A 21,100-nucleotide genomic window follows, 5' to 3' on the forward strand; every position below is an offset into this window, starting at 1 on the left:
GCCAAAGGGCGTCCAAAAATGACAGATGTTGCATTCGACCGTGCGGTAGGCGATCCGACGCCTGTCCAGCCGGCTTCCCGGCCCAATCTCGACAAGGGTTTCAACCCGCTGACGATGATCCTGTTCTTCGGCATCCTCGCCGCGGGCCTGCTGTTCGTCGCCTACAGCATCTATGTCGACGTCACCGCGACCGGCGCAAAGGTTACGACCTACCTGCCCTACATCCTGCTGTTCGTCGCGCTCCTGATCGCTCTCGGCTTCGAGTTCGTCAACGGCTTCCACGACACCGCCAATGCGGTCGCGACCGTGATCTACACCCATTCGCTGCCGGCCGAAGTCGCGGTGATGTGGTCGGGCTTCTTCAATTTCCTCGGCGTGCTGCTGTCCTCCGGCGCTGTCGCCTTCGGCATCGTCTCGCTGCTGCCGGTCGAGCTGATCCTCCAGGTCGGCTCCAGCGCCGGCTTCGCGATGGTGTTCGCGCTGCTGATCGCCGCGATCCTGTGGAATCTCGGCACCTGGTATTTCGGCCTGCCAGCCTCCTCCTCGCACACGCTGATCGGCTCGATCATCGGCGTCGGCATTGCCAACGCCGTGATGCGCGGCCGTGACGGCACCTCGGGCGTCGACTGGAGCAAGGCCACCGAAATCGGCTACGCGCTCCTGCTGTCGCCGCTGTTCGGCTTCGTCTGCGCAGCCGCGCTGCTGTTGCTGCTCAAGTTCGTCGTGCGCAACCCGGCCCTGTATGCGGCCCCCGAAGGCAACAAGGCGCCGCCGCTGTGGATCCGTGGCCTGCTGATCGCGACCTGCACCGGGGTCAGCTTTGCCCACGGCTCCAATGACGGCCAGAAGGGCATGGGCCTGATCATGCTGATCCTGATCGGCACCGTGCCGACCGCCTACGCGCTCAACCGCGCGCTGCCCGACTCCCAGGTCGCCCAGTTCCAGAAGACCTCGGAAGCCGCCGCCAAGGTGATCGCGGCCAAGGGCGCCGGCCACAGCATCATCGGCGATCCCCGTCCGGCGGTGACGCAGTACATCGCGCTGCATAAGCTCAACGAGGGCACCTATCCCTCGCTCGCCGTGCTGGTGAAGGACGTCGGCGACCAGGTTGCCAAATATGGCTCGCTCAACAAGGTGCCGGCCGAAGCCGTCGGCAACACCCGCAACGACATGTACCTGACCTCGGAAGCCATCCGCTTCCTGATGAAGGACAAGGAAAACGACCTCAGCAAAGACGATGTCGCGGTGCTCAACACCTACAAGGGCTCGCTCGACGCCGCCACGAAGTTCATCCCGACCTGGGTGAAGATCGCGGTCGCCATCGCGCTTGGCCTCGGCACCATGATTGGCTGGAAGCGTATCGTGGTCACGGTCGGAGAGAAGATCGGCAAGACCCATCTCACCTATGCGCAGGGCGCCTCCGCCGAGCTCGTCGCCGCCGCCACGATCGGCGCGGCCGACGTGTTCGGCCTGCCGGTCTCGACAACCCACGTACTATCTTCAGGCGTCGCCGGCACCATGGCCGCGAACGGTTCGGGCCTGCAAATGGCGACCATCCGCAACCTGCTGATGGCCTGGGTGCTGACGCTGCCTTGCGCGATTGCGCTGTCGGCGACGCTCTACGTGATCTTCTCGCGGATCTTCTGAACGATCACATCCTCGCAAAGACAAAAGGCCCGTGCGATGCACGGGCCTTTTTCATTTGCGCTTTGAATTCGGCCTTACGACGCCGCGAGCTGTTCCTCGACCAGCTTGACCCAGTAGGACGTGCCGAACACGATCGCCTCGTCGTTGAAATTGTAGGCGGGGTGATGCAGGCCGGCGCTGTCGCCGTTGCCGCAGAAGATGAAGGCGCCTGGCCGGGCTTCCAGCATATAGGCGAAATCTTCGGCGCCCATCAGCGGCGGCATCTCGTGCACATTGGCATCGCCCGCGACTTGCTTCGCGATGCGCTTGGCGACCTCGGTCTCCGCAGCGTGATTGATCACGACCGGATAGTTGTTCTTGTAGTGCAGATCGATCCTGGCGCCGGTGATCTGCGCCACGCCCGCCACCACTTCGCGCACGCGCTTCTCGACCAGCTTGCGCACCTCCGGCGACAGCGTGCGGATGGTGCCCCTCAACGTCGCGGTCTGCGGAATGACGTTGCGGGCGTTACCGGCATGGAATTCGCAGATCGAGATCACGGCCGATTCCAGCGGATCGACGCTGCGCGCGACGATCGACTGCAAGGCGGTGATCACTTGCGCGCCGACCAGCACGGAATCGACGCATTTGTGCGGACGCGCGGCATGGCCGCCGAGACCTTCGATGTTGATGTCGACCTCGTCGGTTGCCGCCATGATGGCGCCCGGCCGGATCGCGAACGAGCCGACCGGAATGCCGGGACCGTTGTGCATGCCGTAGACCTGCTCGATGCCGAAACGCTCCATCAGGCCGTCCTTGACCATGGCTGCGCCACCGGCGCCGCCCTCCTCGGCCGGCTGGAAGATCACCACCGCATCGCCGGCAAAGTTGCGGGTCTCGGCGAGGTAGCGGGCTGCGCCGAGCAGCATCGCGGTGTGGCCGTCGTGGCCGCAGGCGTGCATCTTGCCGGGCGTCTTGGAGGCGTAAGGCAGGTTGGTCTGCTCGTCGACCGGCAGCGCGTCCATGTCGGCACGCATGCCGATCACCTTGAGCCCCTCGCCGGCCGGCTTGCTGCCCTTGATCACTCCGACCACGCCGGTCTGGCCGAGTCCGGTCACGACCTGATCGCAGCCGAACTCGCGCAGCCGATCTGCCACGAATGCTGCGGTGCGGTGGACGTCATACAGCAGCTCTGGATGCTCGTGGATGTCCCGGCGCCAGGCCTGAATATCGGGTTGAAGGTCGGCGACGCGGTTCACGATGGGCATGGACGATCTCAAGCTTTGTTGAAAATACAGGACTGTCTACCATGCAAGGGCGAGTCCACCCAACCGGCCCAGCTGAGGCCTAGCCCTGCCCGCCCGGCATGGCCGGACTTGTCCCGACCCGCCGCGTCTGCCTATTAGGATGGAACGTTAAGTGACCATCCGGGTGGAAACAGAATGCCAAGGCGGCTCGAAGGTGAGTTTGACTATATCGTCGTCGGAGCCGGCACAGCCGGCTGTATCCTCGCCAACCGGCTCTCGGCCGTACCAGGAAACCGCGTTCTCATCCTCGAAGCCGGCGGCGATGACAACTGGATCTGGTTTCACATCCCGGTCGGCTATCTCTTCGCGATCGGCAATCCACGCTCGGACTGGATGTTTAAGACCGAGGCCGAGCCGGGCCTGAACGGCCGCGCGCTCGCCTATCCCCGCGGCAAGGTCATCGGCGGCTGCTCGGCGATCAACGCCATGATCTCGATGCGCGGACAGGCCGCCGACTACGACCACTGGCGCCAGCTCGGCATGACTGGATGGGGCTATGACGACGTGCTGCCGCTGTTCAAGCGGCTGGAAGATCACTTCCTCGGCGCGAGCGAGCATCACGGCAGTGGCGGCGGCTGGCGCATCGAGGCGCCGCGGCTGTCGTGGGACGTCCTTGATGCCGTCGGCGATGCCGCGGAAGAGATGGGCATCAAGCGCATTCCGGACTTCAACACCGGCGACAACGAAGGCACGAGCTATTTCCACGTCAACCAGAAGCGCGGCCGGCGCTGGTCGTCGGCGCGCGGCTTCCTCAAGCCGGCGCTGAACCGGGCGAACCTGCGGCTCGAGAAGCACGTGCTGGTCGACCGCCTCATCATCGAGCAGGGCCGCGCCGTCGGCGTGCGCTTCATCCAGAACGGCGAGATCCTCGAGGCGCGCGCCAAACGCGAGGTGGTGCTCTCGGCAGGCTCGATCGGCTCGGTGCAGGTGCTGCACCGCTCCGGCATCGGGCCCGCCGACTGGCTGTCGCCGCTCGGCGTCGACATCGTCATGGACAAGCCCGGCGTCGGACGCAATCTGCAGGACCATCTCCAGCAGCGCGCGATCTACAAGGTCGAGGGCGTGCGCACGCTGAACGAGACCTATTACAATCTGTTCCGCCGCGGCATGATGGGGCTCGACTATGCGTTCCGCCGCCGTGGGCCGCTGACGATGGCGCCGTCGCAACTCGGCATCTTCACCCGCTCCGATGCGACGCGCGCGCGCGCCAATATCCAGTTCCACGTGCAGCCGCTGTCGCTCGACAAGTTCGGCGATCCGCTGCACCGCTTCCCCGCGATCACAGTGAGCGCCTGCAATCTCCAGCCAACCTCGCGCGGCACCGTGCGGCTGCGTTCGGCGAGCCCTGATGAAAAGCCGATCATCGCGCCGAACTATCTGTCGACCGATGACGACCGCCAGGTCGGCGCCGACGCCATCCGCACCACCCGCCGCCTGATGCAGCAGCAGGCGCTGGCAAAATATCGCCCGAGCGAATATCTGCCCGGCCCCACCGTCGGCGACGACGACGCCTCGCTCGCCAAGGCCGCCGGCGATATCGGCACCACCATCTTCCATCCCGTCGGCACCGCGAAGATGGGCACGGCGAACGATCCGATGGCGGTGGTCGACGAGCGCCTGCGCTTCTACGGCCTCGGCGGCCTTCGCATCGTCGACGCGTCCATCATGCCGACGATCACCTCGGGCAACACCAACACACCGACCGCAATGATCGCCGAGAAAGGCGCGACGATGATTCTGGAGGATGCGAACTAGCGTCCCGCCGCCATGATCAAACCACACCGCTTTTCAATCGGCCCCGCCGACGCGGAGATCGCCATGCTGCAATGGGGCGAGAGTGGCAAACCACCCGCGCTCCTCGTGCACGGCACCGGCTTCGTCGCCGATGTCTGGGACGAGGTCGCGCGCGATCTCGCCTCGACCTACACCGTCTATGCACTGGACCGCCGCGGCCACGGCGCCAGCCACAAGCCCGGCGCCTATCATTTCCTCGACTATGCCGAGGATGTCTGCCGGGTGATCGATACGCTTGAGCTGCGCGACGTCTACGGCATCGGCCACAGCGCCGGTGCAACCGATCTTCTGCTTGCGGCACAACTTCTGCCGGGACGTTTCACGCGCCTGTTCGTGATGGAGCCAACGGTCATGGACCCGCGCGCGGCACGTTCCGGAGGACTGAACGACGAATCCCTCGTGCGCGTCGAGGGCACGCTGCGCCGACGCGCCGAATTCGACAATGCCGACGCCGTGTTCGAGCGCTACCGCACCGCTCCGGCATTTGCGGATTGGACCGAGACGTCGCTGCGCGCCTATGTACGCCACGGCTTCGTCCCGCTCGACAATGGTCGCGTTCGGCTCTGCTGCACCCCCGAGATCGAGTCGGCGATCCTGCGTCCGATCTACGAGGCGATGGAGCAGGTCTATGCCGGTGATTCCCGCGGCAATCCGTTTGGCGGGCTCGCCGGGATCGATTGCCCGGTCCGCGTCACGACCGCCGCGAAGTCGGGGCCGATCTACCAGGAGATGGCGCGACGGGCCGTGTCGCTGATTCCGTGCGTCAGCACGATGGTCTTCGAGGGCGCCGGGCACTGCGTGGCGCAGGAAGTGCCCGAGAAGGTCGTGGAAGCCGTGAGAAAGTTCGCAGGTTAGATCTCACGAAAACGTCATCACAACCGGGAATAAGTCCCTCCCTCCTCCAATCACCTCCCCGAAGCCCAATTCCGGGCGAGAGGAGCTGCGCGATGAGCGGACACGATCACGGCGAGGACGGCGTCAGCCGCCGCAAGGTGCTGGAGTGCATGACCTGGGCCGGCACCGGGGTGCTCTGGACCATCACAGGCGGCGTGCCGCGCTCGCTCGGCATCATCGATTCCGCGCAAGCCGCGACCGCGGCCGTATCAGGCATGACCTTCCTCCAGATCAGCGACAGCCATGTCGGCTTCGACAAGCCGGCCAATCCCAACGCGCTCGGCACGCTGGAGGAAGCTGTCAACAAGATCAACGCGATGGCGGCCAAGCCGTCCTTCATGATCCACACCGGCGACATCACGCACCTGTCGAAGGCCGCCGAGTTCGACAATGCAGAGCGCATCATCTCGCAGAGCAAGCTCGACGTGCACTACGTGCCCGGCGAACATGACTTCCTCGACGAGGACGTGAAGTTCTATCGCGAGCGCTACGGTCGCGGCACCAAGGGTGCGGGCTGGTATTCCTTCGATGCCGGCGGCGTGCACTTCGTCGGCCTCGTCAACGTCGTCGACCTCAAGGCCGGCGGGCTCGGCAATCTCGGCACCGAGCAGCTCGCCTGGCTCGAGGACGATCTGCGCGGCAAGTCGAAATCGACACCGATCGTGCTGTTCGCCCACATCCCGCTCTGGACCGTCTATCCCGAATGGGGCTGGGGCACCGAGGACGGCGGCCGCGCGCTCGAATACGTCAAGGGCTTTGGCTCGGTCACCGTCCTGAACGGCCACATTCACCAGGTGATGCAGAAGGTCGAGGGCAACGTCACCTTCCACACCGCGCGCTCGACCGCCTTCCCGCAGCCGGCACCGGGCACCGCTCCCTCGCCAGGACCGATGAAGGTCGAGGACGCCAGGCTCCGCGCCATGCTCGGCGTCGCCAGCATCAACTTCAAGCAGAACGAGCAGCGGCTCGCGATCATCGACACGCCGCTGCAAGGCTGAACGGAAATTGACAATGAAGATACTCAATCGCCGCGACTTCGGTGTCGCTGTGGCCGCGGCCATCCTGTTGCCCGCAACACATGCCCGCGCCGACGACATGGACGTGCATATCGACAATTTCGTTTTCAAGCCGGCCGAGCTCACGGTCAAGGTCGGCACCACCGTGACCTGGACCAATCGGGACGACATTCCGCACACCGTGGTGTCGGCTGGCAAGTTCAGATCCAAGACCCTGGACACCGACGACAAGTTCTCGTTCACCTTCACCAATGCGGGCGACTACAGATATTTTTGTTCGTTGCACCCGCACATGACGGGGATGATCAAGGTTGAGTAACATGTCCAACCAAGGCATCAACGTCTTGCCCGGCCGGTGGTCCCACGCCGGCCGGGCTCGTGTGCCCTCGGTCACACAGGCGGACAAGACGAATAGGGACGAAGCAACGCGACGCGCAGAACTAGAGGCAAAGCGAGGAGCGATGCCCGCCATCGACGATCTGCAGAAGGCACAGCGCTTCCGCGAGGCGGCGCTGCCCTATCTCGACGACGTCTACACGCTCGCGCGCTATCTGCTGCGCGACGCCTCCGATGCCGAGGATGCAGTGCAGGAATGCTATCTGCGCGCGCTGAAGCATTTCGACAGCTACCGCGGGCCGGCGATGAAGCCCTGGCTGTTCGCGATCCTGCGTAACGTCTGCAACGCAGAATATGCCCGGCGCGCACACAGGCCCAGTGCGATCGAGGACACGCCCGGCGCCGCCGAGCAGACGCCGATATGGCAGGAGAGCGAGGCGAGCCCGGAAACCGAGGTGCTGCGCAGCCGCGATGCCGGCGCGATCCGCAAGTTGATCGACGCGCTCGCCGAGCCGTTCAAGGAAACATTCGTGCTGCGGGAGATCAACAACCTGTCCTATCGTGAAATCGCCGAGGCCGCCGGCGTGCCCGTCGGCACCGTGATGTCCCGCCTCGCCCGGGCCCGCGCCATGCTGCGCGCGGCCTGGACGGCGGAAGAGGAGCAAGCAAGATGACCTGCGACGAAGCAAAGATCCTGCTTCACGCGCTGCTCGACAACGAGCTCGATGCCAGCCACGCGCGCGAGGTCGAGGCCCACATCGCCAGCTGCCCGGCCTGCGCCGCGGAGTTCGCCGCACAACGCGAGATGCAGCGCGTGCTCGCCGACACCAATCTGCGCTACAGCGCGCCGGCAGGCCTGCGCACCCGGATCGAGGCTTCGCTGCCAAAGCAGCAACGCCAGCCGACCCGCCGCTCCGTACTGCGCGGCTTTGCGATGGGCTCGGCGGTCTCCGCGCTCGCCGCTTCGGGCGTCGTCGCGGTTGTGCTGCGCCAGGACGACCAGCAGCGCATTCTCTCGGAAGTCGTGTCCGCGCATCTGCGCTCGCTCCAGGCCGGCCACCTCATCGACGTGGTTTCCACCGACCAGCACACCGTCAAGCCCTGGTTCAACGGCAAGCTCGACGTCGCTCCGCCCGTGATCGATCTCACCGCGCAAGGCTTTACGCTGGTCGGCGGCCGGCTCGACTATATCGACGCGCGCGCCATCGGCGCGGTCGTCTACAAGCGCCGGCAGCACGTGATCAATTTGTTCGTATCGCAGACCACGAGCACCGAACACCGGCCGCCGAAGACCCAGACCATGCAGGGCTTCAACTGTCGCCGCTGGGGCGAGCGCGGCCTGAACTTCTGGGCCGTCAGTGATATCGGGGGCGACGAGCTCGCCGAATTCGTCGACAAGTTCGAGGCGGCGATGAAGGCGAATGTGGAGGGGTAGATTATTTCTGCGGTCAAACTCAATCGAGAAATCGTTGAAGGTCAAATGCTCTCACTGCCACGACAAATAGTCCCATGACGATCCATGTCGTGGCGGCGACCAGCGCCGCAATCTTGAAGCTCTTAAGGTGCGCCAAGCACTCTTCGGACACGTCGGGATCGTCCGGATCATGCATCGCACGCATGGAGACACGTATAGTCGTAAGCGGCCCGGACACGAGGGGCTTAGGCATCAGCTCTCTGTAGCTGTTGTAGCTGAGCCATGCACGAGCGCCGGACAGTACAAATGTCAGAAACAGCAGAAGCGAAACAAGAACAATTGCCGATCGCATGACGATATCTCACGCCTGGCCAGCAGATACGTGGCCGACGCTACGGAGCGCTCTTACGCTGACCGCCGCACCGCGTTGTCGACCAGCGTCTTGCCGAGCGACCAGATCGCACCGGGGACCTTGTGGCTGCCGGCGATGACGTCGTCGAACGCCTTCTCAATCCAGCTGCAGTCTTCTTCGGTGATCGTGAGCGGCGGCAAGAGCTTGATGGTGTGGCTGCCGTGGCCGGCGACTTGCGTGAGGATCTTGTGATCCTTGAACAGCGGCACGGTGATGAGCTGACAGAACAGACCCTTGTTGGCAGCCTCGAGCACGTTCCAGGACGCGCGCAGCCGAAGCGACTTCGGCGGCCCAAACTCGACGCCGATCATCAGGCCCTTGCCGCGCACTTCCTTCATCAGCTCGTAGCCGGGCACCATGCGCGTCAGCGCGAGGCGCAGCTCGGCGCCACGCTTGGCGGCGGACTCGATCAGCTTCTCGGACTCCATGACGTCGAGCGTGGCAATGCCCGCGGCCATCGCGAGGTCGTTTTTCGAGAAGGTGGAGCCGTGCACCACCGCGCGATCCATCTGATTAAAAATCTTGTCGAAGATGCTCTTGCGCGTCAGCACGGCGCCGACCGGCACGTGTCCTCCGGACAGCGACTTCGACAGCAGCACCATGTCGGGCTCGACGTTCCAGTGCTCGACCGCGAGGAAGCGGCCGGTGCGGCCCATGCCGGTCTGGATCTCGTCGGCGACGAACAGCGTGCCGTATTTCTTGCAGAGCGCGGCCGCGCCGGGCAGGAACTCGTCGGTGGGCATGTTGACACCCTTGCCCTGGATCGGCTCGACGACGAAGGCCGCGACCTCGCGCGAGGCCAGGGCCTTTTCGAGCGCGGCGAGATCGTTGAACGGGATCGAGGTGCAGCCCGGCAGCAGCGGCTCGAAGCCGGTGCGGAAATTCGAATCACCCGTCAGCGACAGCGCGCCATAGGTCAGGCCGTGATAGCCATGCGCGCAATAGACGATGCCGGGGCGGCCGGTCGCGCCTCGCGCGAACTTGATCGCCGCTTCGACGCATTCGGCGCCGGAATTGGCGAAGAACGCCTTGTCGAGATAGGGGACGTACTTCAGGAGCCGTTCGGCGAGCACGCCGGCGAGCACCGAGACGTCGAACTGGACGAGATTGGGCAGGTCGGCATCGAGCACGCTCTTGAGCGCCTCGCGCATGACGGGATGATTGCGCCCGATCGCAAACACGCCAAAGCCGGACAACAGGTCGAGATAGCGGGCGCCGTCGCGATCGTAGAGGTACTGCCCCTGCCCCTTCTGGAAGCCGACGTCGTAACCGATGGTCTTGAGAACCCGAACGAACTGCTCGTTCAGATACCGGTTATGCAGGGCGCTGCGCTGGGCCTGACGGTCCGCGAATAGCTGAGACATGTCTGGATTTTGGCTTTGCATCCGCTACATACTTCGATTGAGGACCGTCTCGTCAACTGAAAACGGTGAGTAACTGAAAACGGTCTGTGCGGCCTTTTGCCCTTTTTCGGACCATCTTCGCAAGCACAGCTTTAGACCATGTTGCACTGCCGAGGAACTATCATGCGTTTGGCCCTTTACACCGGAATATTACTGGCAGGCGGTTACGCCTGCCTGACACCTGCGCTTGCCGCCGATCCCACCGGCGACTGGCGGGTCGCCGACGGCGTCGCCAACATCCGCGTTGCCCAATGCAATGGCAGCATGTGGGGCGCGGTTTCCTGGGAAAAGCAGCCCGGCGGACGCGACGAATACAATCCAGATGCATCAAAAAAGAACAGGCCTACGCTCGGCATGGCGACCCTGATCGACATGAAGAAGAAGCCCGGCATCGATCAGTGGGAGGGGCAGGTCTACAATGCGAAAGACGGCCAGCTCTACAGCGCGACCATCACGCCGGCCGGGGCCGACCAGCTCGAAATCAAGGGCTGCGTGATGGGCTTTCTCTGCGGCGGCGAGACCTGGACCCGGGTCGGTCCGCCGATTCCCTTGAGCCCCTCGAACGCTATGGCCAAGGGCGCGCCCAAGCCCGGCACAGCTCCAAAAGCTGCAGGCACGACGGTCGCCGCAGCGGCGCCTGCCCCCGCGGCCCCGAAGGCCGCCACTGCGGCCAAGCCCGGTCAGAAAAGCGCCGCCGACCCGGTCGGCGACATCTGCCTACTCCCTGAGATTGCGGGGTTTGCCCATTAGGGCCGGCTGAAACAGCAACACCGCGGCAAGCGTCGTCACCAGCGAGAGCGCGAGCAGCTTGCCCATGCTGGACGTGCCGGGATGGCTCGACAGCCACAGGCTGCCGAACGCCGTCGCCGTGGTCAACGCACTGAAAAAGATCGCACGCGTCAGGCTGGTCTGAAGCAGGTTTGTTCTGCCCGAGCGCCACGCCACGACATAGTAGATCTTGAAGGCGACGCCGACGCCGAGCAGCAGCGGGAAGGCGACGATATTGGCGAAGTTGAGCGGCAGGCCGATCAACACGCAGATCTCGAGCGTCACCGCGCCCGCAACCAGCAGCGGCACCAGCGTCATCAGCACGTCGACGAACCGCCGCAGCGTGATCCACAGCAGAAGGCCGATCACCAGCAGCGCGTAGATGCCGGCGTGGATGAATGCCTTCACCACGGTGTCGCCGGATTTAAGGATCGAGACCGGTCCGCCGATCGCGGTCGGCTCGGCAATGAGCACTGCCGCCGCAAATTTGCGCAGCGTGTCGTTGTCGTTGGGATCGCCCTTCGGCTGCGCCTCGACGCGAATGATGCCGTCCTTGCTCTTCCAGGCGCTGACGAGTTCGGGGGGCAGTGAGTTTAGAGTGACCGGCCCGGCCTGCATCGCGTTCCTGAGCTGGTCGAACACGATCTTCAGCGGCGTGACGAACACGTCCTGCGCCTTGTTGCGCGTGGCCTCGTCGCCATCGGCGAGCTTCTGAAGCGCATCCGCCAGCCGGCGCGAGGCGACCGCGCCGGGGCCCTTGTCGTCACCCGCGGTCCGGCGCAGATTGTCGACCGAGGACTTCAGCGAATCGACGTTTTCCTTGTCCGTCGGCGCTGCGTCGACCTGGTCAGGATTGAGCGCAGGGTTCAGCACCTTGGCGCCCTGCGCGATCAGCTTCAGCTTCGGCTGCTGGTCTTCAGGCACGAAGCTGTCGAGCGACATCACTCGCAGCACCTCCGGCACCTTCTCCAGCTTCGCCTCGACCTGCCTCGCCTGCTCTTCCGACGTGGTCATCACGTTGATGGCATTGGCGCCGGTGTTCGGATCCTTGCGCAGGTCGAGGAAGGTCGCGATCGATTCCGCCTTCGGGTTGCGCAGGTTCATCGGGTTGAAGTCGAACTTCAGGAAGTAGAGCAGCGGCAGGCCGGCCACCGCCAGCAGCAGCGTGCCACCGACAACCAGAACGCGGTGGTTCTCCAGGAAGTGATCGAGCGGCGCCAGGAAGGCGTAGCCGACCGGTTCCTGCTCACCGGGCGGGTTCAACAGCTTCAGCATCGCGGGCAGTACCGTGATGCTGGAGAGGAACGCCACCAGCATGCCGACGCCGGCGATCTGGCCGAGCTCCGAGATGCCCTTGTAATCGGTCGGCAGGAAACAGAGGAAGCCGGCCGCGGTCGCCATCGCTGCCAGCGACAGCGGCACCGCGGAGCGCTTGGCTGCTAGCACCAGCGCGCCGGAGAGATCATTGTGCTTGTAGCGCTCCGAGCGGTAGCGGACGCTGTACTGGATACCGAAATCGACGCCCAGTCCCACGAACAGCACGGCGAACGCGATCGACAGCAAGTTGAACGAGCCGACCATCATCAGGCCGGCAGCGGTCGTCAGCGCAAGGCCGACGAAGAGATTGACGAATACTGCGAAGATGATCTTCGACGAATGCAGCGCCATCCACAGGATCAGCAGCACGACGAGAACCGTGCCGACGCCGTTGACGACGGCGCCTTCCTGGACGGTAGCGTACTCCTCGTTGGCAATCGGGACCGGGCCCGTCAGCCGCACCCGCGCCTGATATTTGGTCGCGAAATCCAAATCGACCGCAGCCTTGCGAATCGCATCGGTGGCGCCCTTGCCGGGCTCCAGCGCGTTGTAGTCGAGGATCGGCTTGAACTCGATGAATGCGCGTTTGTCAGAATCCGACAGCGGCTCGTCGCTGACGAGCTCGCGCCAGGAGAAGCTCGCGTTGCCCTTGTTGAGCACCGTCTCCACCGTCTGCGCGATCTGGTTGAAGGGCCGCGCGGTGTTGTCGAGCTTGACCTGGCCGCGCTTGACGCCGGCAAGTCCCGTTTCCAGCGCGCCGGTCAGGCCGCGGATCGAGGGGTCGCCCGCCATGATCTCGATCAGGGGCGCCGCGGACTCGAACTGGCTCGTGGTCTTGGCGACCTCGTCAGTCGGCAGGAAAAGCAGACCGTTCTTCTCGAAGAACTCGCCGGTGCCGAGTTGTTGCATCGACTGGAAGTCGGTCTTGTTGTCCTTCAGCTTGGCGAAGAGCGCATCCGACGCCGCGGTCGCCATTTCGGGCGTCCTTGCCTCGACGACCGCGAGAATCGTCGCGTCGCGGTCGAAGGCGCGGTCGAATTGCTGGTCGCGCTGGCGCCAGTCCAGATTTTGGGCAATCAGCGAATTGATGTCGGTGTTGATGGCGAAGTGCTGCGATGTGTAATAGCCGGCCCCCACCGACAGCAGGAGACCGAGAACGACGACGAGGGGGGCAAATCGGGTGCAGACCCTGACGATGGCAACGACGACGCTTTGCAGCACTTCTTTTCTTTCTGCTGTTAACAGCTTGCCGGAAACGCCCGCTGTTTATCGGAGTTCCCCGGCGAAACCTATTGCTGTTTTGAGTGGCATTCGCCGGAACAAGGTTCGAGGTAAACGGCGGGAAGCCATGAAAAAATCATTGCGGGGCGGTCGGTATAGCCGGGAAGTTGAGGCGGCAAAGTGGCGAAGGGATGAGCACAAATGTCGCCATTTTGCCCACAGCAGGGTCTGTACTATAACACCACCAAATCGAGCCGGAACGGAACCCGGGTTTCATTCCACCTTTCCTTTCTGCCGATTTTTTGACACAAATTGCTGTGCCTGCATGCGCTGGCCCAGTTGGGGTGGGTGGTTACCGTGTGTGCGAAACCAATGGTGCGGTTATTGCAGCTCATTGGGCAGTATCGGGGTGCCGCCGGGGACCTGAGAAGCGGATTGGTGCAACTTGCGTGATGGACGTCCTATGGAAGTTTATCTGGCGCAGCCGCGCGGCTTTTGCGCAGGCGTGGTGCGCGCGATCGAGATCGTGGAACGGGCGCTGGAGAAGTACGGCCCGCCCGTCTACGTGCGCCATGAGATCGTCCACAACAAGTACGTGGTCGAGAGCCTGAAGAACAAAGGCGCGATCTTCGTCGAGGAGCTGTCCGAGGTTCCGCCGAAGGCTGTGACCGTTTTCAGCGCCCATGGCGTCGCCCGCAGCGTCGAGGAAGAGGCCGCCGCGCGGGACCTTCCGGTGCTCAATGCCACCTGCCCCCTGGTCACGAAAGTTCACAATCAGGGGAAGCGCTACATCGCGAGGGGCTGCACCCTGATCCTGATCGGGCATGCCGGCCACCCCGAGGTCGAGGGCACGATGGGCCAGGTTCCCGCCCCCGTGTTGCTGGTTCAAAGCGTTGAAGAGGTTAACGCCCTGACCCTGCCGGCAGATACGCCAGTGGCCTACATCACCCAGACCACCTTGTCGGTGGACGACACCAAGGACATTATTGCGGCCCTCCAGGCCCGCTTTACAGATATTCAAGGCCCCGATATCCGGGATATCTGCTATGCGACACAGAACCGCCAATCTGCGGTAAGGGACTTGAGCAAGCTGGTCGACGTGATCCTGGTGGTGGGCGCTGCCAACAGTTCGAACTCGAACCGGCTCCGCGAAATCGGCACTGAGGCCGGCGTCGCGAGTTATTTGATTGCCGACGGCAGCAAGCTCAATCCGGAATGGTTGAAAGATGCCCGGACCGTCGGCGTCACGGCCGGCGCTTCGGCGCCCGAGGTGCTCGTGGATGACGTGATCGAAGCGATGCGGCGGATCGGACCGGTCAAGGTCTCGGTACTGCCGGGTCGCGAGGAAAACATCGAATTCCGGCTTCCGGCCCAATTGGCTGCGAGCTGACCCACCCGAATTCCAAGCCCAGAAAGAAACTTTGTAATGGCTATCCCCTTCTTCAAGGAAATGCGTATCGGCGGCTATTTGCTCAAGCAGAAAATGCTTGGCCGCAAACGCTATCCGCTCGTGCTGATGCTGGAGCCGCTGTTTCGCTGCAACCTCGCCTGCGTCGGCTGCGGCAAGATCGATTATCCGGATGCGATCCTCAACCGCCGCATGACGGCGCAGGAGTGCTGGGACGCGGCCGACGAGTGCGGCGCGCCGATGGTCGCCATTCCCGGCGGCGAGCCGCTGATCCACAAGGAGATCGGCGAAATTGTGCGCGGCCTCGTCGCGCGCAAGAAGTTCGTCTCGCTCTGCACCAACGCGCTGCTGCTCGAGAAGAAGCTCGACCTGTTCGAGCCCTCCCCGTATCTGTTCTTCTCTGTGCATTTGGACGGCCTGAAGGAGCATCACGACAAGGCCGTGTCGCAGAAGGGCGTGTTCGACCGCGCCGTCTCCGCGATCAAGGCAGCCAAGGCGCGCGGCTTCACCGTCAACGTCAACGCCACCATCTTCGACGGCCATCCGGCCGAGGAGATCGCGAAATTCCTCGACCTCACCGTCGAGCTCGGTGTCGGCGTCTCGATGTCGCCGGGCTACGCCTATGAGCGTGCGCCGGACCAGGAGCACTTCCTCAACCGCACCAAGACCAAGAAGCTGTTCCGCGACGTCTTCGCGATGGGCAAGGGCAAGAAGTGGAATTTCATGCATTCCAGCCTGTTCCTGGACTTCCTTGCCGGCAACCAGGAATACGAGTGCACCCCGTGGGGCATGCCCGCGCGCAACATCTTCGGCTGGCAGAAGCCCTGCTACCTGCTCGGTGAAGGCTACGCCAAGACCTTCAAGGAGCTGATGGACACCACCGACTGGGAGACCTACGGCACCGGCAAGTACGAGAAGTGCGCCGACTGCATGGCCCATTGCGGCTATGAGCCAACGGCGGCGACCGCGGCGTTCAACAACCCGCTGAAGGCGATGTGGGTGTCGCTGCGCGGCATCAGGACCACGGGTCCGATGGCGCCCGAGATCGACATGACCAAGCAGCGTCCGGCGCAGTACATCTTCTCGGCGGAGGTGCAGAAGCGCCTGTCGGAGATCCGCAAGGACGAAGCCGAGGCTGCGCAGGAGAAGGCCGCGCGGAAGGCTTCGACGGCGGCGTAAGCGCGCACGCAAGTCACGAACGAAAAAGGCCCGGTCGCCATCGCGACCGGGCCTTTTCTTTTTCGGCGCAAGCACCTTCGAGAGGCCGGAGGCTTTGCGGAGGCTACGCTCGCTGTCCTCCCTTGCTTGGCCAGCCCGGGAGCCCTCCTGCAAAAAAAATGGAAAAACAACCCCATACACAGTAGAACCACGATCGCTGGCCGACACAGGACCAGCTCCGTCAAACCATTGATGCATCGATCAAATCAGCCGCAAACCGGCGAGCATCGCAGCACGGGTTATTTTCGCAGCCAGACACGCCGCCAGCCAACGCGATTCAGAGTCCGCGCGAATTCGAATTTTACGAAATCCGTTTGACGCGTCGGGCAAAACAGTGGCACTATGCCATCGTGCCTGCTTGGCGCAGTTCAGACACGCCGCGATCTCGATCGGGCTATTCGATGACGAAATGGCTTCTCGATACAACGCCGTCATCGCGCTGGTGACACGTCGCTCAGAGCCACTCCCGCGCCGTATTGAATCCACCGACTAATCACCACAACGCAGTTGTTGGAATGCAGCAGATCAATCCCGCCATGCATCATCTTCGCCTCATCGCGGTCAAAGCGATTCGTTGATTGCGAACTCACTTTAGCTCCACCACCCCCGCGGTCGCGGAGGCGGGCTAGATGATCTTCAGTGCCGGACTGCATTGGTAATATCGCAATACGTCGCCGTAGTCCCATCCGATGGGCGAACCTGACGCCAGCGACCAACCACAGGCTGTGCGAACTGCCGCTACTGTGGCTCAGCAGGGACAGCATTTCCGCGTCTGCGATGGTCTACTCTCGGCGACCACAGCGCCAGCCAACCTCAGGATACTAAATTGAAAAGAATTGCTTTCGCCGCGTTCGCAGCGCTGGCGGCCACGTCCGCATCGGCTGCCGACATGGCTGCTTCCAACTATACGAAAGCGCCAACGATGGCCGCTGTCGCAAGCTGGACCGGCTTCTATGCCGGCCTCAACGTTGGCTATGGGTTCAATGATCCGGTTGCGACCTTTACTGCGAATGACGTTGTCTCCAATTCGATCATTGGAAACGTCGGTACTGCCGCATCGCCGGTCGCCTACGATGTCAAAGGTGTTCTCGGCGGCGCGCAGGCTGGTTACAATTGGCAGGTATCGCCGAACTGGTTGATTGGTTTTGAGGCGGATTTTCAGGGCAGCGACATCAAGGGATCAGCGGCGTCTCCTTACGCGGTTATTGGGCGACCGGGTCAGATCGAAGCGCAACAGAATGTCGAATGGTTCGGAACGCTTCGCGCGCGCGCCGGATTGCTCGCGACCAACAAGCTCCTCGTCTACGGTACGGGCGGCTTCGCCTACGGATCGGTCCGCGAAGATTCTATTCTCAGCAACACAATCGGTTTCACCGCCGTCGCCGGGGGCGCGGGCGTGAGCGCTGTCTGCGCGGCTTCGGCAGCCTGCTACACAGGACCAACGACCAAAATCTTGACCGGATACGCGGTGGGTGGCGGATTTGAGTATGCCGCCTGGCGAAATGTTTCCTTGAAGGCCGAGTATCTCTACGTCAATCTCGGAAGCAGCAACATCACGTCAACCGCGCCTGCGGTTGCCGGCACGACGCCTTCGACCATCGGCACGCACTTCAGTGATCTGGACTTTCATGTTGTTCGCGTCGGCGCGAACTATCACTTCTGATTTCTTCATTGATGAATTCAAAGCCCGGCCTCAGCGCCGGGCTTTTTGTTGGCAGCGCTGGTGGCTGCGCGCTGTTCGAGCCATCCGAGGCGGACGTGCGTCCGAACCATTGCCCATTGCCGCCATGGCTACGTCGATAAGCCGGACTGGCTCGGGAACGAGGCCCAACTCCTTCACAACCAGCTTGATTTGCTGGACGCGCAGATCGGCATCGACCATGAGTAGCGCGCAATTCTCGCGAATCTCCGTGTCTCCGCCGCCAAGCAGCCGTGGCACAATCACATGCCGCGGCTCCAGCACGTTGCGGAAGGCATCAACCTTCGTAGCCTGATCGGCGATGAAATCGACGTACATTTGAAGATCGGCGGACCTGCAGAATCGCCTGTCGGAGATTCGCAAGGACGAGGCCGCCGCGACCTCTCGACCGCCGCGTAAGCGAGAACAGCAGCACGGACGAAAAAGGCCCGGACACCAATGGCGACCGGGCCTCTTCTTTTGTCGGATCGAAGACGTCGCTCAGGCCGCCTTCGACACCATCGGCTCGCTCTCGATCAGTTCCGTCCCGATCAGGAAATCGCGGCAGCCGCGCAGGCTACGCAGTGCGCGGTTGAAGTCGATGCCGGTGGAGACCAGCGCATGCAGCGTGGCCGGATTGCGGACGATGCCACGCAGGACAGCGGCGAGGTCGATCTGGCCGTTCGGCTTGATGGCGGCGCGGGCGAGCGCCGGCAGCGCGCGATGGGCGGGATCGCTGATGACGCGGACCGCGGCGAACGGCAAGCCGGCCTCGGCGGCGTAGGCGGCCGCGATGTGGCTTTCCATGTCGACGGCGGAGGCCCCGGTCTCCGAATGCAGCGCCGCCTTGCCGGAGCGCCCGGTGACCACTTCCTCGGCGCCGGCGAGGCTGCCGCGCACCACGCGGCGGCGGCCCGACGTCAGGCGGTCGATCAGGTCGTCGCCGAGCGACAGGCCGGCGGCCCAGCGAGCATCGCCGGAGAGCACTTCGGTCGCCAGCACGACGTCGCCGGAGCGCAGCTTCGGGTCGAGCCCGCCGGCCACGCCGAACGAGATCACGCCGCGAATCGTATTGGGATCGAGCACCGTCAGGAGCGCCCGCAACTGGGTCGGGCTGCTCGACGAGCAAATGACCGCCATTCCGGGCCCGGCCGCGATGCGGGCCTCCTGAACCAGTCCGGTCACAATCAAGATGGGCCGCGGATCAATGGCATTGCCCGCGGTCAAATAGTCCCCCGTCCCCAAAGTCACATTCCGACCCCTACCACCCTGCTGTTGGTGTTCCGCAAGTTCCGATACCGCGCCAACGCCCACAGCGGGAAGAACTTTGGGTAACCATGATATCGAAGGTAGAATACACGAGGAAAGCCTGTGGCGGTGTACCGCTGCTCGTCCCACAGTCCTTTTTTGTTCTGTGTTGCAATCAGGTACTCCACCCCGCGGGCGACGGCCGGGTGATCAACCTCGCCAGCTGCCATCAGGGCAAGCAAGGCCCATGCCGTTTGCGAGGCGGTCGAGGGGGCGGCTTCCCAGCCCCTGTAGTCCAGCCGGTAGCTGACGGCGTCCTCGCCCCAGCCGCCGTCCTTGTTCTGGATCGAGGCCAGCCAGGCGGCGGCCTTGCGCATCATGGGGTCGTCGTGGCGGATTCCGGCCATGTTGAGGGCGCACAGCACCGACCAGGTACCGTAGATGAAGTTCATGCCCCAGCGGCCGTACCAGGAGCCCTCGGGGTGCTGGGTCTTCCTGAGGTAGGCGATTCCGGCGGCCACGTGCTTGCTGGTCTTCTCAGTCTCGCCGAGCTGAGCCAGCATCGAGATGCAGCGGGCGGTGACGTCCTCGGTCGGCGGGTCGAGCAGCGCGCCATGGTCCGAGAACGGGATGTTGTTCAGATAATATTCGAGGTTGTTGACGTCGAAGGCTGCCCAGCCGCCATCGTCGCTCTGCATGCCCTCGATCCACTCCCGGCCGCGGTCGATCGCGGCGTCATAGCCGGCCACACCGTGCTCCCGGCGCATGCGGTCCATCGACATCACCACGACAGCGGTGTCGTCGAGATCAGGATAATGGGCATTGTTGTACTGGAAGGCCCAGCCGCCCGGGCGCACGTCGGGCCGCTTCACGGCCCAGTCGCCCTTGACCTCGAGCTCCTGCTTCGGGATCAGCCAGTCGAGGCCTTGCCTCGCCGCAGGCACCGCCTTGTCACCTCCGGCTTCCAGCAATGCGTGGGCGGTCAAGGTCGTGTCCCACACCGGCGAGACGCAGGGCTGGCAGTAAGCCTCGTCGTCGTTGATCACCAGCAGCTTGTCGATGCCCCGGCGCGTGATGGCGCGCGGCGGGAAATTCTCGTCCTTGCCGAGCGCGTCATACATCATGACGATGTTGGCCATGGGCGGATAGATCGCGCCCATGCCGTCCTCGCCGTTCAGTCGCTCCTCGGTGAAGGCAAGCGCTGCATCGATCGCGCGCTTGCGCAGGCTCTTCGGAAACATCGGCTCGACCACGCGCAAAATCCCGTCGAGCGCGCGGAACAGCACGAACCAGGCCATGCTCTGGTGCGGCGCCTTCGCCGTCATGCCGATCGAGCGCGGATCCTGGAGAAACAATTCGTCGATGCCGACGCCCTTCGGATTCTTCGCGCGCGGCTTGAGCGCAGCGAGAACCATCAGCGGCACCATCGTGGTGCGCGCCCAGTAGGAGATCTTGTTAAGGTGGAACGGCGACCAGAACGGCAGCAGCACGATCTCGATCGGCAGCACCGGCACCGCACGCCAGGTCACGACGCCGAACATCGCCAGCATGAAGCGCGTGAAGACGTTGCTGTTGATGGCGCCGCCGCGGGCGTGCATCGCCTCACGCGCGCGCACCATGTGCGGCGCGTCGACGGAATCGCCGATCATCTTCAGCGCGAAATAGGCCTTCACGCTGGCGCTCATGTCGAACTCGCCGTCATGCACCAGCGGCCAGCCGCCATGGGCGCCCTGGACGCGGCGCAGATAGTTGCCGATCTTGGCTTCGAGCACGGTATCGACGGGCTCGGCGAGGTAATGGCGCAGCAGGATGTACTCGGCCGGAATCGTGCAGTCGGCCTCGAGCTCGAACACCCAATGGCCGTCCGGTTGCTGGAAACCGATGACGCCTTGCGTCGCCGACGCAATGCTCGATTCCAGGACCTTCGATTCCAAGATCCTCGATTCTTGTGCTTCGCGGCTGGTCGCGTTCACGGAATCCATCTCGCTCGATTGCTCCGATAGTCGATTGAAATTGACCGGGACATTTGCCCGTCAGGGC

At 63.6% G+C, this 21,100-nt stretch carries 18 protein-coding genes; 11 read left to right on the forward strand and 7 right to left on the reverse strand.

Annotated elements, in window-relative coordinates; translation table 11 throughout:
* Positions 1-18: 18 nt before the first annotated feature.
* Entirely contained in the window at positions 19-1,647 is a 1,629-nt protein-coding gene (locus tag WHZ77_RS23270; RefSeq protein ID WP_375310079.1) for an inorganic phosphate transporter, read from the forward strand.
* Positions 1,648-1,721: 74 nt separating this feature from the next.
* Here the strand turns inward: WHZ77_RS23270 and WHZ77_RS23275 are convergent, their stop codons facing one another.
* Complete coding sequence (locus WHZ77_RS23275) at positions 1,722-2,894, reverse strand: M20 aminoacylase family protein (protein ID WP_375310080.1); 1,173 nt, start codon at positions 2,892-2,894, stop codon at positions 1,722-1,724.
* Positions 2,895-3,068: 174 nt separating this feature from the next.
* Between WHZ77_RS23275 and WHZ77_RS23280 the strand changes: the two genes are divergently transcribed.
* The 6 genes from WHZ77_RS23280 (at position 3,069) to WHZ77_RS23305 (ending at position 8,408) form a co-directional block, all read left to right on the forward strand.
* The gene (locus WHZ77_RS23280) at positions 3,069-4,688 is read left to right on the forward strand and encodes a GMC family oxidoreductase (RefSeq protein ID WP_375310081.1); all 1,620 of its coding nucleotides are present in this window, start codon (positions 3,069-3,071) and stop codon (positions 4,686-4,688) included.
* Between the two features lie 12 nt (positions 4,689-4,700).
* Complete coding sequence (locus WHZ77_RS23285) at positions 4,701-5,582, forward strand: alpha/beta fold hydrolase (protein ID WP_375310082.1); 882 nt, start codon at positions 4,701-4,703, stop codon at positions 5,580-5,582.
* Between the two features lie 92 nt (positions 5,583-5,674).
* On the forward strand, positions 5,675-6,619 hold the full coding sequence (locus WHZ77_RS23290; RefSeq protein ID WP_375310083.1) for a metallophosphoesterase family protein: 945 nt from the start codon (positions 5,675-5,677) through the stop codon (positions 6,617-6,619).
* Between the two features lie 13 nt (positions 6,620-6,632).
* Positions 6,633-6,956: a cupredoxin family copper-binding protein gene (locus WHZ77_RS23295; RefSeq protein WP_375310084.1), complete on the forward strand. Its 324-nt coding sequence runs from the start codon at positions 6,633-6,635 to the stop codon at positions 6,954-6,956.
* A 142-nt stretch (positions 6,957-7,098) separates the two neighbouring features.
* Entirely contained in the window at positions 7,099-7,647 is a 549-nt protein-coding gene (locus WHZ77_RS23300; RefSeq protein WP_375310085.1) for a sigma-70 family RNA polymerase sigma factor, read from the forward strand.
* Positions 7,644-8,408 carry an anti-sigma factor family protein gene (locus WHZ77_RS23305; protein ID WP_375310086.1) on the forward strand — a complete coding sequence of 255 codons (765 nt, stop codon included), beginning with the start codon at positions 7,644-7,646 and terminating at the stop codon, positions 8,406-8,408. The genes WHZ77_RS23300 and WHZ77_RS23305 overlap by 4 nt, the downstream gene beginning before the upstream one ends.
* Positions 8,409-8,427: 19 nt before the next feature.
* Here the strand turns inward: WHZ77_RS23305 and WHZ77_RS23310 are convergent, their stop codons facing one another.
* Complete coding sequence (locus tag WHZ77_RS23310) at positions 8,428-8,739, reverse strand: hypothetical protein (RefSeq protein ID WP_375310087.1); 312 nt, start codon at positions 8,737-8,739, stop codon at positions 8,428-8,430.
* 53 nt (positions 8,740-8,792) lie between these two features.
* Positions 8,793-10,184 (reverse strand): aminobacteriohopanetriol synthase HpnO, encoded by a 1,392-nt coding sequence (hpnO, locus tag WHZ77_RS23315; RefSeq protein WP_375310088.1) that lies wholly within the window; start codon positions 10,182-10,184, stop codon positions 8,793-8,795.
* 141 nt (positions 10,185-10,325) lie between these two features.
* On the opposite strand from hpnO, the gene WHZ77_RS23320 reads away from it, so the two are divergent.
* Entirely contained in the window at positions 10,326-10,952 is a 627-nt protein-coding gene (locus WHZ77_RS23320; RefSeq protein ID WP_375310089.1) for a DUF2147 domain-containing protein, read from the forward strand.
* Here WHZ77_RS23320 and WHZ77_RS23325 read toward each other — a convergent pair.
* The gene (locus tag WHZ77_RS23325) at positions 10,920-13,508 is read right to left on the reverse strand and encodes an MMPL family transporter (protein WP_375310090.1); all 2,589 of its coding nucleotides are present in this window, start codon (positions 13,506-13,508) and stop codon (positions 10,920-10,922) included. The genes WHZ77_RS23320 and WHZ77_RS23325 overlap by 33 nt on opposite strands.
* A gap of 463 nt (positions 13,509-13,971) precedes the next feature.
* Between WHZ77_RS23325 and ispH the strand changes: the two genes are divergently transcribed.
* The 3 genes from ispH (at position 13,972) to WHZ77_RS23340 (ending at position 17,797) form a co-directional block, all read left to right on the forward strand.
* Positions 13,972-14,898: a 4-hydroxy-3-methylbut-2-enyl diphosphate reductase gene (ispH, locus tag WHZ77_RS23330; protein ID WP_375310091.1), complete on the forward strand. Its 927-nt coding sequence runs from the start codon at positions 13,972-13,974 to the stop codon at positions 14,896-14,898.
* 36 nt (positions 14,899-14,934) lie between these two features.
* The gene (gene hpnH, locus WHZ77_RS23335) at positions 14,935-16,095 is read left to right on the forward strand and encodes an adenosyl-hopene transferase HpnH (RefSeq protein WP_375310092.1); all 1,161 of its coding nucleotides are present in this window, start codon (positions 14,935-14,937) and stop codon (positions 16,093-16,095) included.
* Positions 16,096-16,960: 865 nt separating this feature from the next.
* Positions 16,961-17,797, forward strand: coding sequence for an outer membrane protein (locus tag WHZ77_RS23340; protein ID WP_375310093.1), 837 nt, complete (start codon positions 16,961-16,963; stop codon positions 17,795-17,797).
* Between the two features lie 30 nt (positions 17,798-17,827).
* Here WHZ77_RS23340 and WHZ77_RS23345 read toward each other — a convergent pair whose 3' ends face one another.
* From WHZ77_RS23345 to shc, 3 genes are all read right to left on the reverse strand, one after another.
* Positions 17,828-18,151 (reverse strand): hypothetical protein, encoded by a 324-nt coding sequence (locus WHZ77_RS23345; protein WP_375310094.1) that lies wholly within the window; start codon positions 18,149-18,151, stop codon positions 17,828-17,830.
* A 162-nt stretch (positions 18,152-18,313) separates the two neighbouring features.
* The gene (locus WHZ77_RS23350) at positions 18,314-19,063 is read right to left on the reverse strand and encodes a phosphorylase (RefSeq protein ID WP_375310095.1); all 750 of its coding nucleotides are present in this window, start codon (positions 19,061-19,063) and stop codon (positions 18,314-18,316) included.
* On the reverse strand, positions 19,060-21,042 hold the full coding sequence (gene shc / locus WHZ77_RS23355; protein ID WP_375310096.1) for a squalene--hopene cyclase: 1,983 nt from the start codon (positions 21,040-21,042) through the stop codon (positions 19,060-19,062). The genes WHZ77_RS23350 and shc overlap by 4 nt, the downstream gene beginning before the upstream one ends.
* Positions 21,043-21,100 lie beyond the last annotated feature (58 nt).

It is taken from the genome of Bradyrhizobium sp. A5 (genome assembly GCF_042076515.1).
GTDB lineage: Bacteria > Pseudomonadota > Alphaproteobacteria > Rhizobiales > Xanthobacteraceae > Bradyrhizobium > Bradyrhizobium cosmicum.

Excerpts from the sequence above, each read along its gene's own strand:
- hpnO (WP_375310088.1), bottom strand. The coding sequence starts at position 10,184 with ATGCAAAGCCAAAATCCAGACATGTCTCAGCTATTCGCGGACCGTCAG.
- WHZ77_RS23310 (WP_375310087.1), bottom strand. The coding sequence starts at position 8,739 with ATGCGATCGGCAATTGTTCTTGTTTCGCTTCTGCTGTTTCTGACATTT.
- WHZ77_RS23305 (WP_375310086.1), top strand. The coding sequence starts at position 7,644 with ATGACCTGCGACGAAGCAAAGATCCTGCTTCACGCGCTGCTCGACAAC.
- WHZ77_RS23290 (WP_375310083.1), top strand. The coding sequence starts at position 5,675 with ATGAGCGGACACGATCACGGCGAGGACGGCGTCAGCCGCCGCAAGGTG.
- WHZ77_RS23285 (WP_375310082.1), top strand. The coding sequence starts at position 4,701 with ATGATCAAACCACACCGCTTTTCAATCGGCCCCGCCGACGCGGAGATC.
- WHZ77_RS23295 (WP_375310084.1), top strand. The coding sequence starts at position 6,633 with ATGAAGATACTCAATCGCCGCGACTTCGGTGTCGCTGTGGCCGCGGCC.
- WHZ77_RS23300 (WP_375310085.1), top strand. The coding sequence starts at position 7,099 with ATGCCCGCCATCGACGATCTGCAGAAGGCACAGCGCTTCCGCGAGGCG.
- WHZ77_RS23270 (WP_375310079.1), top strand. The coding sequence starts at position 19 with ATGACAGATGTTGCATTCGACCGTGCGGTAGGCGATCCGACGCCTGTC.
- WHZ77_RS23280 (WP_375310081.1), top strand. The coding sequence starts at position 3,069 with ATGCCAAGGCGGCTCGAAGGTGAGTTTGACTATATCGTCGTCGGAGCC.
- shc (WP_375310096.1), bottom strand. The coding sequence starts at position 21,042 with ATGGATTCCGTGAACGCGACCAGCCGCGAAGCACAAGAATCGAGGATC.
- ispH (WP_375310091.1), top strand. The coding sequence starts at position 13,972 with ATGGAAGTTTATCTGGCGCAGCCGCGCGGCTTTTGCGCAGGCGTGGTG.
- WHZ77_RS23275 (WP_375310080.1), bottom strand. The coding sequence starts at position 2,894 with ATGCCCATCGTGAACCGCGTCGCCGACCTTCAACCCGATATTCAGGCC.
- hpnH (WP_375310092.1), top strand. The coding sequence starts at position 14,935 with ATGGCTATCCCCTTCTTCAAGGAAATGCGTATCGGCGGCTATTTGCTC.
- WHZ77_RS23320 (WP_375310089.1), top strand. The coding sequence starts at position 10,326 with ATGCGTTTGGCCCTTTACACCGGAATATTACTGGCAGGCGGTTACGCC.
- WHZ77_RS23345 (WP_375310094.1), bottom strand. The coding sequence starts at position 18,151 with ATGTACGTCGATTTCATCGCCGATCAGGCTACGAAGGTTGATGCCTTC.